Origin of the sequence: Sporosarcina pasadenensis (genome assembly GCF_047228845.1) — a bacterium.
GTDB lineage: Bacteria > Bacillota > Bacilli > Bacillales_A > Planococcaceae > Sporosarcina.
In genome coordinates this window covers 60,483-73,613 of sequence record NZ_JBFEGM010000002.1, presented here as the reverse complement: position 1 = coordinate 73,613, position 13,131 = coordinate 60,483, and the positions used below count along the sequence as shown (strand labels likewise).

Annotated in this window: 12 protein-coding genes; 10 read left to right on the top strand and 2 right to left on the bottom strand. The window is 42.6% G+C overall.

Translation table 11 applies throughout. The annotated features are described in order from the left end of the window. Nucleotides 1–9: 9 nt before the first annotated feature. A complete protein-coding gene (locus AB1K89_RS04100; protein ID WP_413053521.1) occupies nt 10–735 on the bottom strand; it encodes an alpha/beta hydrolase in 726 nt (241 codons plus the stop codon). Nucleotides 736–916: 181 nt separating this feature from the next. Here AB1K89_RS04100 and AB1K89_RS04095 point away from each other — a divergent pair, with 181 nt between their 5' ends. The 10 genes from AB1K89_RS04095 (at nt 917) to nhaC (ending at nt 11,820) form a co-directional block, all read left to right on the top strand. Continuing rightward, nucleotides 917–1,471, top strand: a complete 555-nt coding sequence (locus tag AB1K89_RS04095; protein WP_413053520.1) for a phosphatidylglycerophosphatase A family protein — start codon at nt 917–919, stop codon at nt 1,469–1,471. Nucleotides 1,472–1,631: 160 nt separating this feature from the next. Then, on the top strand, nt 1,632–2,612 hold the full coding sequence (locus tag AB1K89_RS04090; RefSeq protein ID WP_413053519.1) for a TAXI family TRAP transporter solute-binding subunit: 981 nt from the start codon (nt 1,632–1,634) through the stop codon (nt 2,610–2,612). An 88-nt stretch (nt 2,613–2,700) separates the two neighbouring features. Further along, nucleotides 2,701–3,222: a DUF1850 domain-containing protein gene (locus AB1K89_RS04085; RefSeq protein WP_413053518.1), complete on the top strand. Its 522-nt coding sequence runs from the start codon at nt 2,701–2,703 to the stop codon at nt 3,220–3,222. After that, complete coding sequence (locus tag AB1K89_RS04080; RefSeq protein WP_413053517.1) at nt 3,215–5,257, top strand: TRAP transporter permease; 2,043 nt, start codon at nt 3,215–3,217, stop codon at nt 5,255–5,257. The genes AB1K89_RS04085 and AB1K89_RS04080 overlap by 8 nt, the downstream gene beginning before the upstream one ends. Nucleotides 5,258–5,537: 280 nt before the next feature. Further along, entirely contained in the window at nt 5,538–6,746 is a 1,209-nt protein-coding gene (locus AB1K89_RS04075) for a hypothetical protein (RefSeq protein WP_413053516.1), read from the top strand. Between the two features lie 27 nt (nt 6,747–6,773). Next, entirely contained in the window at nt 6,774–7,928 is a 1,155-nt protein-coding gene (locus tag AB1K89_RS04070) for a hypothetical protein (protein WP_413053515.1), read from the top strand. A 16-nt stretch (nt 7,929–7,944) separates the two neighbouring features. After that, a complete protein-coding gene (locus AB1K89_RS04065) occupies nt 7,945–8,841 on the top strand; it encodes an ATP-binding cassette domain-containing protein (RefSeq protein ID WP_413053514.1) in 897 nt (298 codons plus the stop codon). A gap of 25 nt (nt 8,842–8,866) precedes the next feature. Further along, a complete protein-coding gene (locus AB1K89_RS04060; protein ID WP_413053513.1) occupies nt 8,867–9,565 on the top strand; it encodes a hypothetical protein in 699 nt (232 codons plus the stop codon). A gap of 75 nt (nt 9,566–9,640) precedes the next feature. Next, complete coding sequence (locus AB1K89_RS04055; protein WP_413053512.1) at nt 9,641–10,054, top strand: VOC family protein; 414 nt, start codon at nt 9,641–9,643, stop codon at nt 10,052–10,054. 320 nt (nt 10,055–10,374) lie between these two features. Then, nucleotides 10,375–11,820 carry a Na+/H+ antiporter NhaC gene (gene nhaC / locus AB1K89_RS04050; protein WP_413053747.1) on the top strand — a complete coding sequence of 482 codons (1,446 nt, stop codon included), beginning with the start codon at nt 10,375–10,377 and terminating at the stop codon, nt 11,818–11,820. A 47-nt stretch (nt 11,821–11,867) separates the two neighbouring features. On the opposite strand, the gene AB1K89_RS04045 is transcribed toward nhaC, so the two are convergent. Continuing rightward, nucleotides 11,868–13,112 (bottom strand): transcriptional regulator, encoded by a 1,245-nt coding sequence (locus AB1K89_RS04045; protein ID WP_413053511.1) that lies wholly within the window; start codon nt 13,110–13,112, stop codon nt 11,868–11,870. Nucleotides 13,113–13,131: the final 19 nt, after the last annotated feature.

Sequence of the window (13,131 nt, the reverse complement as noted above, 5' to 3'; positions counted from 1 at the left end):
TGTTTGGCATCATTCGTATTGAAAGGATTCTTTAATCGCCCTTCGAATGTCTTGCTGCCAATACTTCCATGTATGGTTCCCCTTAAATTCTTCATAGAAGTATGAAAACCCTTTTCTTTTGATCAACTTATTCAATTCTCTGTTCGGTGTGAGGAAATCCTGGGTGCCATCCTGAGTCGTTTTCACTTCAGTTTCCTCTTCACCGATGACATGGTAAATTGAAAAAGAGGATGGATCTTTCAAGGTTTCCACTTTTTTCATCACATAATCATCCACATATGGAGAATGGAGAATCACCTTACCGAAGCAATTCGGATATTTCAAAGCAGTTAACAATGAAATCGTCGCTGCCAACGAATCACCGATCAACCCCCGGCCTGCGCCGACTTGGTACGTTGGATAATTCTCATCGATGTAAGGGACAAGCTCATGCGCAAGAAAACGGATATAATCTTCATGCCGGTCGCCATCCGGGTGATACATCCTTCTGCGTTCCTCGACGCTCTTATACGGTATGCCGACGACGATCATATTATTTATGTCGCCTTCGGAAACTAATTCGTCCACTACCCGGCCGATTCTTCCGTATTGAAAATAATCTTTTCCATCGGAAGCGATTAGAACTGAATACTTGTATAGTGGTGAATACTGATGTGGCAAGTGGATGAGAAGCTGCATATCCTCATCGAGCGCCTTGCTATAAAAATGTATCTCTTCAATTTTTCCGTATTTCATCCGCAGGTCCTCCTAGTTGTATGATGTAAGAAGATTGTAACATAAGCGAATGTACAGGTATAATGCTTGAATAGCCTGTTGCATGAAAAAAGAAACAATCGCAAAATTGAATAAGCATCCTTACGTTTACCGTCATATGATACGTGACGGACGAAGGATAGAATTGAGGAGGTAGTGATTAATGTTCACTGGAAAAAATATTGTCCACTCCGATGTCGTGGCAGAAGCTACAAAAGAAGCGTTAATTCGAAGAGGCGTCACATTGGAGGATATAGCTAAAATTGTATATGAAATGCAGGTCCCTTATAACAAAGGGCTCGACCTTGCCGAATGTGTAGATTCAGTTGAAAGGGTCCTAAGAAAACGGGAACTTCAACATGCAATCCTCGTCGGAATTGAATTGGATGAGCTAGCAGAACAAGGGAAACTATCCGCACCGCTTCAACAAATCGTCGAATCTGACGAAGGCCTGTTTGGCGTGGATGAAACTATCGCATTAGGAGCCGTCTTCACATATGGGTCCATTGCTGTCACGACATTCGGCCATTTGGATAAAAACAAAATCGGGATTATTAATGAGTTGGATACGAAAAAAGGAAAGGGCGTCCATACGTTTCTCGACGACCTCGTTGCGAGTGTTGCATCATGTGCCGCATCTCGCCTCGCTCACAGGAAGCGTGACTTGGATGAAGCGGGCATCACGTATTTGGACGTAGATAGAAAAGGGGAAAAATAAGCCATTTGGAGGGAGATGAAGCATTTCATCTTCCTTTTTTCTATTGAAATCGCTTGCAATCTACTGAAAATTTGTAAGAAGGATTGACAAGCGATTAACCATTCGTGGTAGAATAGGTGTTAAGTTGCAAAACTATTATTCAAAAGGGGAGAATGAAAGAATGAATAAAAAGAGATTCCGTATCCTCGCATTCATCTCGATGATCGCGCTATTAGTCCTATCAGCGTGCAACTCGGATGATTCAAGCAAAGGATCCGACTCAGGGAAAACGAAAGAAGATTACGATTTTCTCAGTATCTTGACAGGTGGTACACAAGGTACATACTACGCACTTGGGGGAGCGCTTGCTGATACAATCTCTCAAGAGACCGGCATTAAAACAACTGCTGAAGTTTCACAAGCCTCTGCAGCGAATATGACTGCATTAAAAGACGGCGGCGCTGAAATCGCTTTCGTACAAACTGATATTGCTTACTATGCATCAAAAGGTGAAATGATGTTCGACGGGGAAGTCATCGACAACGTTTCAGCAATCGGTGCACTTTATCCTGAAACAGTTCAATTAGTTACATTGGAGAAGTCTGGCATCAAGTCGTTTGAAGACTTGAAAGGTAAAAAGGTTTCTGTAGGAGCACCTGGTTCTGGTACGTATGCGAACGCAGAACAGCTTCTTGAAATTCACGGTTTGTCAATGAGCGATATCCAACCGCAAAACCTTGATTTCGGTGAATCCCAAGAGAGTTTGCAAGCAGGACAAATTGACGCTGCATTCATCACTGCAGGTACTCCAACTGGCGCGGTTGAAGGTTTGAACGCTGTCGCTCAAGTTTACATCGTACCTGTATCCGATGAAAAATCTGACGAATTAATTTCTAAATATCAATATTACGCAAAAGAAGTCATTCCTGCAGGGACTTATGGAATTGCAGAAGACACGCCGACTGTTTCTGTTGGTGCGATGTTGATCATTCAAAACGACGTTCCTGAAGACCTTGCATATGAAATCACAAAAGCGATCTACGAGAATGCATCAAAATTGACGCATCCAAAAGGCGCTTTGATCAAAGCGGAAACAGGACTTGATGGTATCGGGATTCCTGTTCATCCAGGCGCTCAAAAATACTTTGACGAAAAGAAATAATTGAATACAGACAAATAGTTGAACGGGGCGGTGAAGCTATATGCTTCAGCCGTCCCATTCTTCATGCTATCGAGAAAGGGAGAAGGGAATGAAAAGGCTGAAACTGATTCTCCCCATTCTTCTTTCTGCATTGTTGGTCGTCCTCGTCTTTTTCTTTCTGCCGATACATAAGGTATTCACCTTTACAGAATATCGAACTGAGCATCCAAAAACCTATTACGTAAAGATGGCAGATGAGCAGGATTTTCAAATACGCTACGTGCACTCCATCTTTCTGACTGATGTCATTGAGTCTTATCGGGTCACCGGTCAATACGCCATCCAATCACTTTCCATGCAATATGAAGATGTTGGAATCGGCCTGCCTGGCTATGCCGAAGAAGAGCAGTCACTGACTGTCAACGATGGAATGTATACGCTTACTTATGAAAACAACATCATCGACTCTTTTGTCCTTTTCGTAGGCGATGTCAATGCAGGCCTGGCTTTCCGGTATAAAGGGAAGGAGATCAATCTGAAAACGTACCTAACTAGAGGGAAATCGTACACATTTCGTGTGCAACGCCAATCATTCTACCAATTAATGAAAGGAGTAAATATGAATGGCTAAAAATAAAAAGCTAGAAGATATTCAGCAAGAATCCCAAAACGACAACATTGAAACGTTGACAGAAGAACAACAGCTTGAAATTTTGCAAAAATACGATCCCGAATCGAATACCCGGAATGTGAAAGGGATATTTAAAATCATCGTCTTTGCAGGATTGTTGGCATTCTCCTTGTTTCAATTATATACATCCATCGGGACACCGTTCACTGCATATATTCAGCGATCGATTCACTTAGGATTCGCTCTCGCATTAATTTTCATATTGTTCCCGGCAATTAAAAAACCGGGTGTTAAGAAGGATAATGTGCCTTTTTACGATGTCATCCTATCATTACTTGCCATTGCGGTCGGTTTGTATTGGCCACTATTTTATGATGATCTCGTCTTCCGTGTCGGCAGGGTGTCGGACATTGATTTGTTCATCGGCATCGTAGCGGTGCTGTTAACATTGGAGGCCGCAAGACGGGCGGTTGGAATGCCGATTACGATCATCTCGACAGTTTTCTTGATCTATGCGTTTTTCGGACGTTACTTTCCCGGCTTCCTGGCGCACCGCGGCCAAGATCTGAAAAGTCTTGTCCAGCTTATGTTCTTTACGACAGACGGTATTTTAGGAACACCTATTAGCGTATCCGCTACGTTCATTTTCGTCTTTCTATTATTCGGTGCATTCCTTGTGAAAACAGGAGTCGGTAACTATTTCAATGATTTGGCTGTCGTCCTCGCAGGCCGCTTGACAGGCGGACCCGCTAAAGTTGCGATTTTCTCAAGTGCATTGCAAGGGACGATTTCAGGAAGCTCAGTTGCAAACGTTGTCGGATCAGGTTCTTATACGATTCCGATGATGAAAAAGCTGGGGTACCGTAAGGAATTTGCAGGCGGTGTTGAAGCAGCTGCTTCGACAGGCGGGCAAATTATGCCACCGATTATGGGTGCTGCAGCATTCCTAATGGTCGAATTCATCGGCGGCATTACGTATTGGGAAATTGCGAAAGCTGCAGCTATTCCTGCATTGCTTTATTTCACGGGAATTTGGATCATGACTCATTTTGAGGCGAAGCGTGTCGGTCTTGAAGGCATGTCACCAGACCAAATGCCTGACCGAAAGGCGACACTGAAAAAGATCTACCTCCTCTTGCCGATTTTAGGGATAATCGTATTCCTGTTAATTGGAATTCCGACAATGAAAGCTGCATTGCTGGGGATTGTCTTAACAATCGTTGTCAGTTTCTTTGATAAGTCTACGAGACTTAGCCCGAAAGATGTCATCATGGCGCTAGTCGACGGGGCTCGTACTGCATTGGCTGTAGCCGCTGCAACGGCTTGTGCGGGCATCATCGTCGGTGTCGTCGTGAAAACGGGATTAGGACTTAGCCTTGCTAACGGCCTTGTATCCGCAGCCGGCGGAAATATCCTATTGACGCTCATCTTCACAATGCTTGCAGCACTTATATTGGGGATGGGTTCACCTACGACAGCAAACTATGTCATTACATCCACAATTGCAGCACCAGCTATCATCTTGTTGCTTATGGGCGGTGAAATGGGACCAGGCACGACAATTCCAGTTGTAGTTGCTATCTCTGCTCACTTATTCGTATTCTATTTTGGAATCATCGCGGATATCACACCGCCAGTTGCTCTCGCAGCATTCGCCGCATCAGGCATTTCCGGCGGGGATCCAATCAAAACCGGTGTTGTTTCTGCGAAGCTCGCCATTGCGGCATTCATAATTCCATATATGTTTGTCTTCAATCCGGCTATGCTCATGATCGATGCCAGTCTTTTTGAAATAGTATGGGTCACCTTTTCCGCTATTGTAGGTATGATTGCAATCGGAGCGGGAATGATCGGCTATTGGTATCGAAAATGTAATTGGATCGAGCGTATCCTTGCTGTCGTAACGGGATTATTGTTGATTTATCCTGAAACAATTTCGGATATTATTGGTTTGGTCCTCTTCGCTATCCAAGTTGCAATCCAGTGGAAAACGAAGGATAATAAGCCGAAAAATAAAGCGGCAGTAACATCATAAACAAAAAAGGCTGTTACAGTTGTCAACTCGACAATTGTGACGGCCTTTTCTAATTCATCACACGCATAACTAGGTCAATTCCCAAAATTATTATACCAAGAACATAATAGGGTTTATCTACAAAGTTAGTAAGTTATTCTAATTCCACATTTAATTCAAATAGTTTAAACCGAAAAGGTGATTCAAACTATTGAAATGTTTAAATAGTATGTCTATAGTAGAGTGACATAGACAAATATATGGAAATTTCAATACTTTACTATCAAAAGGGGAAGCTGGGATGAACTGGACATATTTTAAACATGAGTTTCTTATTACTGCAAGAAGCAGGCGGAATGTTCCTTTTGTATTGTTTATAGGAGCCTTGCTATTAGGTTATTGCTTAATCATGTTGCCAAACGAAAAGACAAAAGAGACCTTTGATGTGGAATGGGCAAAAAGTTACCTTAGCGATCTTGAGGTGGAACAGAAAATAAGGGAATCCAAAGGGAATACGGGAATCGTCCATATGACAGGCCAGCCGGTCTTTGCGAATAACGATTATTATTATCGTCTCTACCACGCAATGGTCATGGCACATGAGAATCGGAACTATTTCCGCTATCTGTACTTGCGCCACTTTCAGCTTGATGGGAACTCGTGGGAGTATGTAGGAGATTATAATCTGTTCAAACTTTCTCCTTTTCCGGGGAAAGATAGAGAGCACTTGTATTATCAGACGATGATGCGCTACGAAAATTATTTGACACAAGATTACCCGGTTACATACGGGTTAATGTACGAGAAGACAGGCTTGCAAGCTTTGACAAAGTTCATCCAGGGGTACGGGGTATATTTTCTCGTATTCTGCGCCATTTACTTCAGCAGTGACATATTGGCGAGGGACCGTAAATACAGGACTGTTCTTCAAGGGTTGCCGTTGTCCTGGTACCGGCAATTGAATTTGAAAGCGTTCTCCGCATTCCTATATTCGCTAATTGTCGTTCTTGCAACAATCGTGATCGGTGTACTTGTCATGACCATTCAATTCGGCTTTGGCCATTTTGATCTGCACGTGCCGATAATGATTGCGCAGCAGAAATTCAACCTTGAGGATTATGATGTTATTACAATCGCCACGTATTTAGGGAAAACGTTGATTGTAATTCCTCTATTGATCTTCCTATTTATACGCCTAAATGTAGTCTGGGGTTTGCTTTTGAAAAATGAATGGCTCGTCCTTCTTATCGGCAGTCTAGTTCTCTTTTCAGAACGTCTGTACTTCACGAGGACAACGAGGGAAATCTTTGCCATAGATATCAGCTTATTTCCACAGACGTATTTCGATTTCGGGAAAATCACGGATGGGGAGAAAAATTATTTATTGAATATGGAAACGATCACATACGCAAAAGGGATTGCAGTATTGCTCATTACAGTAGCTGTCATCGAGATTGTCTTATTCATATGTTCCAGAATCATTAATAAAAGACGATTCTACCGAGTGTGAAAATAACTTGCGAGGAAGGATACGATCATGTTTTGGAAATATCTATTATTTGAAACAAAACTTCTAATGCATAATCGGAAAAATTGGCTGTTAGGAATCGCCCTCATCTTATTTTTCCCATTATATTATTTACACTATAGCCAGACTGACTTAGAAGATTTGTTAAAGAAGAAGAACTTGGACTCGCAGCAATTCCATACAATCTTCAATGCATTTCCGACAGAGTTGCGGCATACGCCGGAAGGGGAAGGCATTTACAACAACTTGACTCAACAAATCATGATGATTGATATGCAACGATTTTATCTTTGGCAAAAGAAACATTATGACAAATTTATCGAGAATGGACTTAAGTTGAATGAATTGCGGCTGGAATTGCACGAACTTGGGAATAAAGGGATTCATCCGAATCACATCATCCCGAAGGACGAAATTCAAAGGGAGAGCGCACTATTAAGATATTACCAAGAGAATGATCTGCCGCTCATCCCCAATCCATTGGCTGCGAGCAATTATTTGCCCGTCACATTGAGATTGTTAAGTGGACTGCTGTTCTGCCTTCTCGTACTAGTGGCAGGGAGCAGCATGCTAGTGAAGGATCAAGTGCATCGTTCCGTCGTGAGTGGATTTCCAGTTTCATTCATGCAAAAGGTGTGCAGTAAAGTAGCCATCCACTTCGTACAAATTATGCTTTTTCTGTTTACTGGTATATCTGCTGGTGTGTACTATGTCGCCAAGAAGTCGGAAATCGGGAATTTCACCGCGCCTGTCCTTATTTACCAGGACGGCGACTTCTTTGCCGTATCAACAACGCGCTATATCATTTACATGCTGATTGCGTTTGCATTGATCACATTGCTCCTTTTATTAGCTTTTGCATTGATTAACGTCGTTACGAAAAATCTGTATGCATCTGCATTTATATTGTTAGTCATTCTTCTACTGCCTGATTTGATGAGAGTGGCAGAAGTACAGGTCAACTGGCTTTATCCATTGAAGTTTATTGACATCGGCTACGTCCTTAATGGGGATGCTGCTCTGGAGTTTGGTAATAAGAAGTTGGACTTCAAGAATTCATACATCTGGCTCATTTCCATGAATGTAATTGTGGCTTCCGCGCTGTATTTTGGGAATAAATTGGTGCATATGAGAAAAGTGGAAGGTTTATTGAAAACAAGCTAAAAGGTGGAGAAGGTAAATGCTGAAACTATCAAATGTATCGATTGCCTATAATGAGAAAGTTGTCTTGGACCAATTGGATTTAACGGCAAGCAAAGGGGAAATCATCGGGGTTGCCGCGCCGAATGGAACCGGCAAGACGACGATGTTCAATGTGATGGCGAATTTCGTTAAGCCGGATTCCGGTCATGTCCTGTTTAACGGAAAATACGCATATCGGAATGAGAAAGAGGAATTGCTGATTCACAAGCAACTGGCTACGTTTCCGGAGCAGAAAGATCTGTTCGAGGAGCTTTCGGGCGTCGATCATCTGAAGCTGTATGCGAATATGTGGAAAGGGTCGACGAAGCATGTAAAGGATGTTATTGAACGGCTTCATATGGGGCATTACGTAAAACGGAAAGTGAGGACGTATTCTCTCGGGATGCGCCAGCGCCTATGCTTTGCGATGATGATGGCCGCAGATACGCCTGTCATGCTGATGGATGAAGTGATGAATGGCCTTGACGTTTCCAATGTCGCACTGATATCCGATTGTCTAATGGAGATGAAGAAGGACAAACTCATCTTTGTTGCATCCCATTTACTAGAGAACTTGGATCTTTATGCGGATCGCGTACTCTTTCTAAAAGACGGGAAATTTGTCCATGAACAGAAATTCACGGACGAAAACGAGACGTTCCTGAAAATTGAATTAGATCCTGGGCAGTATGAAAAACTTAAGAAAGAGATTAAATTGCCGACCGACTATTTGTACATTGCCAAACATCTATTATGCATCCCGCTGGAAGGGTTGAGCATTGCGGAACAAACGAAATGGATTGAGCGGATGCTTCATTATAATGAAAAAGAATTGACGGTCGGGCCATTGGGGACGGTGGAGTATTATGATAAATACTATGCGGAAATGGTTTAAGTTAAAAAGGGGCGTCGGTCGGAGTGTGGCAATCGTATTATTTTCGGCATGCCTATTCACACTCGCCGGATGTTACCCTTTACAAGGAGCGGGTGATGCAAATGGCAATTATGAAAAGAATTTTGAAATCATCGGAACTGAAAGAGATGAATTGATCGGCGAAGTGAATCCAGCTTTTTTCACGACTGTCGATCGAAGCAATGAACATATAGGGGAAAGTACTGCACCAATAATATCGAAAGACGGGAAACGATTCTCTCTTCGTAGCGGCAGGTATTTGCTTCATGGATATCCAGTAGGCAATGTTTTTATTTATGACAAAAAAGGTAACCTAATTATTCGGGAGATCGTAGGGGGCTCCGCCGGTGTGAGGAACCTCGTTATGGATATCGATAATTCATATTCCATTCACGTAGACGGCGGCTATGACGCTTTTACCGCAGAACCGTATCCGACAGTGTTTTCTAAAGAATTGTCGGCTGGCGTTTGGGAAGTCGGATTAGACATAGAAGCAGGGGAATATGCAGTAACAAGTCCATGGGGATTAGGCTACTTGGAAATCCATGAAAAGGGGAAAGAGCCGCGACTCTTTGAAATCATCGGTGGGGAACAGATCAAATCGGAAAGTCATGTTGATTTGAAAGATGGTCAAAAGCTTAGAATCACGAAAGTTTCAATAGTAGATTTCAAACCATTGGATGGACGGTCCGAATCGACTAAATAATTATCGTTTTGCAAGATAGCTTGTACATGATAAACTGAATTGAATGAAAAGAATTTTGGAAAAGAGGTCATGGAAATGGCAGTAGAGGTATATCTTAATTTCAATGGTAACTGCAGGCAAGCTGTGGAGTTTTACGCAGAGGTGTTCAATACGGAGGTATCTCAAATCATGACATTCGGCGAGGCTCCTCAACACCCTGATTATGAGCTGCCTGAAGAAGCGAAGGATTTGGTCATGCATGCGCGGTTGGAAATCGACGGAAGCAGAGTCATGTTCTCGGATACTTTTCCAGGATCTCCTTTCATCGAAGGGAACAATGTCAGCCTCGCTTTTGTCAGCAAGGACGTTGAATTAATCAAAAACGTCTTTGATAAACTGAAGCAAGGCGGAACAGTGAAGATGGACTTGCAAGAGACATTCTGGAGTAAAAGCTACGGCTCATTGAAGGACCAATTCGGCATCGAATGGCAAATTAGCCACGAAGCATAAGTGAATATAGGTAAATGAAAAACGGCAAGGATACGTATCCTTCGCCGTTTTTTTATGGCCATATAGAATAGATCCATTAATTACTAATTTTAAATAGGCAGGCATGACTTCTATTTTATGTTCTTTACTAAAGAATGTTACAAAGCAATCATGCTTTCGCAAGCGCGACCCTTTTCGGTTTAAATTTACTATAAAATTTGTATATTACTGAAATCGCTTTCAAAAAACAATTGACTTTTTATTTGAAAGTGTTTAATATTCAATTAACGACTATATAGCGACAAAATTATATTCACCTTGGGGGCATTGGAATGGAGAATATGGAGAAAAAGAAAATAGGTTTTCTAATGGCGATTCTGCCATTGATCATTATGATCATCGTCATGCTGTTCACAGTTGTGAAACTTGAGCAAGGCCCGCATATGCCACTCATCATAGGAACAACTGTGGCTGCTTTGGTTGCTTGGCGCTATGGCTTTACGTGGAAAGAAATAGAAGAAATGATGTTCAAAGGGATAAAGCTAGCCCTGCCTGCTGTCGTCATCATTATGTTGGTTGGAATGACAATCGGCTCTTGGATGGGTGGGGGGATTGTCGCAACAATGATCTATTACGGATTGCAGATTATTACACCTGGTTGGTTTTTAGTTGCCATTACAATCATTTGTGCAATCGTCTCTCTTGCAATTGGAAGCTCTTGGTCGACGATGGGTACCATCGGGGTCGCTGGAATGGGTATCGGCTTGAGCATGGGGATTCCTGCAGGCATGGTGGCAGGCGCCATTATTTCAGGATCTTATTTCGGTGATAAAATGTCTCCCTTATCCGATACGACAAACCTTGCTTCAGGTTTAACAGGGACAGATCTATTCGATCATATTAAGCATATGCTTTACACAACTATTCCCGGATTGCTTATCGCCCTTGGCGTTTACACATTTTTAGGGAGACGTTTTGCAGGTGGAAATATAGACTTGGAAAATATCCAACAGACAGCTTCTGTGCTGAAGGACAGCTTTTTGATTTCCCCTTGGCTGATGCTTGTGCCATTGGCGGTAATTGTCATGGTAGCTATGAAGGTTCCTGCTGTTCCGGCTCTGGTCGTCGGTATTATTCTTGGCTTCATTTCACAGATTTTTATTCAAGGGGGATCTTTGGCGGATTCGATTGTTGCGTTACAAAGTGGATTTGCCATTGAAACCGGGAATGAAATGGTCGATGGACTATTCAATGGCGGCGGTTTGGATTCTATGATGTACACAGTTTCTATGACAATCGTGGCAATGACATTTGGCGGTATTTTGGAATACTCGGGAATGCTTCAGTCAATCATGAATCAGCTCCTGAAGGTTGTGAAATCATCATTCACACTGATTACATCTACAATCGGCGCTTGTGTACTTACGAATGCAACGTGCGCAGAGCAATATATTTCAATTGTTGTACCATCTAGAATGTTCACGAAAGTTTACAAGAAGATGGGTTTACATTCTAAAAACTTGTCACGGGCACTAGAAGATGGCGGAACGCTCACTTCGGTCTTCATTCCATGGAATACTTGCGGCGTATTCATCTTGGGAACACTCGGAGTAGGGGTTGCGCAGTATGGACCGTATGCAATCTTGAATTTGTTCATTCCGTTTATTTCCATCCTTTACGCAGCAACTGGCTTTACAATCGTGAAGCTGACAAAAGAGGAAATAGAAAAAGCTGAATCAGAAACAGAAACAGAAGAAGATAAGTCAATTGAAGCGGTTCACGTATAAGTATAAAGAGAGCCGCCCAATGCCGATGCTTGGCACTGGGCGGCTTTCTAGTAGTGGATGGCGAAATTCATTTCATACAAAGAACGCGGCCTTCCTTGCTTGTAAGTCATCTCCTCGCCCACGATACGGACATAATCAAATTCTACGAGCTTTTTTAATGTACGCTCTGCAGTCCTTCTGGAAACGTTCATATAGAGGGCAAGATCGATTGCTGAAAACTGGTTCGTTGTCCTCGATTGGCGGAACTGCAACAGCTTTGAAATATTGGCAGGGCCCAATTTTGTTTTTTCCGCAATTTCCACTAGTACGGGATGATCGACTTTCATATCGATTGCACCGTCCGATTGTGGATACGGGCCATGAAGCCTTTTATTGGAGTCGAGAATATAAAAGCTGTTCAGTTCACCACTTTGAATGAAATCCAATGCGAGTCGTGCATGTTCGGCGGCTTTCATCGTCGTTTCACCGTAACCGAAAGCCATCTTGACATTCCGGGGGAGACGGTGGAAAAAATTCATGAATCCCGGGTTTTTGATGGAATGTTCTATAATGCCCTTCGTTGTGAACAGCGAAAATTCCCCGTCGGTTTCTGACCAATGCGCTTGCAATATGGAAGAGAGCTCTGTTACAAAAGGCACGATCGGCAATCCGGATGATTGAAGGATTCCAACGGCAATTTGGGCAGAAGAGCTTTTCTGTAACACCGCTTTTTGCTGCGCAAAACGCAGACTCCTAATAATCGAGCTTTCCGGGTCGATCATCATACGGGCAGTTATACCTCTTTGCAACAGCTTTTCGTAGACAATATGGATACTTGTAATTGCGATTTCCGTCTTGCCTTGATCATACAACCGTTGATGAAAATTTATAACGTCCTCGATTGATCCACCATTCTGTAAAACATGAATGTATGGTAGTTCAATCGTTCCATTCAAGTCATTCAACACATGATCGATATGGGACTGCTCGGCGACATCCATAGAAATCCGTTCACATGAAACCCACTCAGTTGCCAAAACAGATAATAATGTCGTAGAGACAGCGGTTTCATCCTGTTTCAAATAGAACGTCGGCACGCTGAATTGTTGAACAGCCTCTTTTGCATAGGCATAAGGCAGCGAACCTGAAAAAAGGATGGCATCACTTGGTTTAAGTGTCTTGATGATGTCAACGGCTTCTTTAGGATCGGTATATATATGGCATGCCAGCTCAAAATCCCCTTCATTCACGGATAAATCCTCTGCGCGTCGACAAAAATGTTCAGAGCCGATAACAGCAATTTTGATTCTCAATAAATTACCTCCTAACTAT

Excerpts from the sequence above, each read along its gene's own strand:
- AB1K89_RS04065 (WP_413053514.1), top strand. The coding sequence starts at position 7,945 with ATGCTGAAACTATCAAATGTATCGATTGCCTATAATGAGAAAGTTGTC.
- AB1K89_RS04085 (WP_413053518.1), top strand. The coding sequence starts at position 2,701 with ATGAAAAGGCTGAAACTGATTCTCCCCATTCTTCTTTCTGCATTGTTG.
- AB1K89_RS04100 (WP_413053521.1), bottom strand. The coding sequence starts at position 735 with ATGAAATACGGAAAAATTGAAGAGATACATTTTTATAGCAAGGCGCTC.
- AB1K89_RS04055 (WP_413053512.1), top strand. The coding sequence starts at position 9,641 with ATGGCAGTAGAGGTATATCTTAATTTCAATGGTAACTGCAGGCAAGCT.
- AB1K89_RS04095 (WP_413053520.1), top strand. The coding sequence starts at position 917 with ATGTTCACTGGAAAAAATATTGTCCACTCCGATGTCGTGGCAGAAGCT.
- AB1K89_RS04075 (WP_413053516.1), top strand. The coding sequence starts at position 5,538 with ATGAACTGGACATATTTTAAACATGAGTTTCTTATTACTGCAAGAAGC.
- AB1K89_RS04070 (WP_413053515.1), top strand. The coding sequence starts at position 6,774 with ATGTTTTGGAAATATCTATTATTTGAAACAAAACTTCTAATGCATAAT.
- nhaC (WP_413053747.1), top strand. The coding sequence starts at position 10,375 with ATGGAGAAAAAGAAAATAGGTTTTCTAATGGCGATTCTGCCATTGATC.
- AB1K89_RS04080 (WP_413053517.1), top strand. The coding sequence starts at position 3,215 with ATGGCTAAAAATAAAAAGCTAGAAGATATTCAGCAAGAATCCCAAAAC.
- AB1K89_RS04090 (WP_413053519.1), top strand. The coding sequence starts at position 1,632 with ATGAATAAAAAGAGATTCCGTATCCTCGCATTCATCTCGATGATCGCG.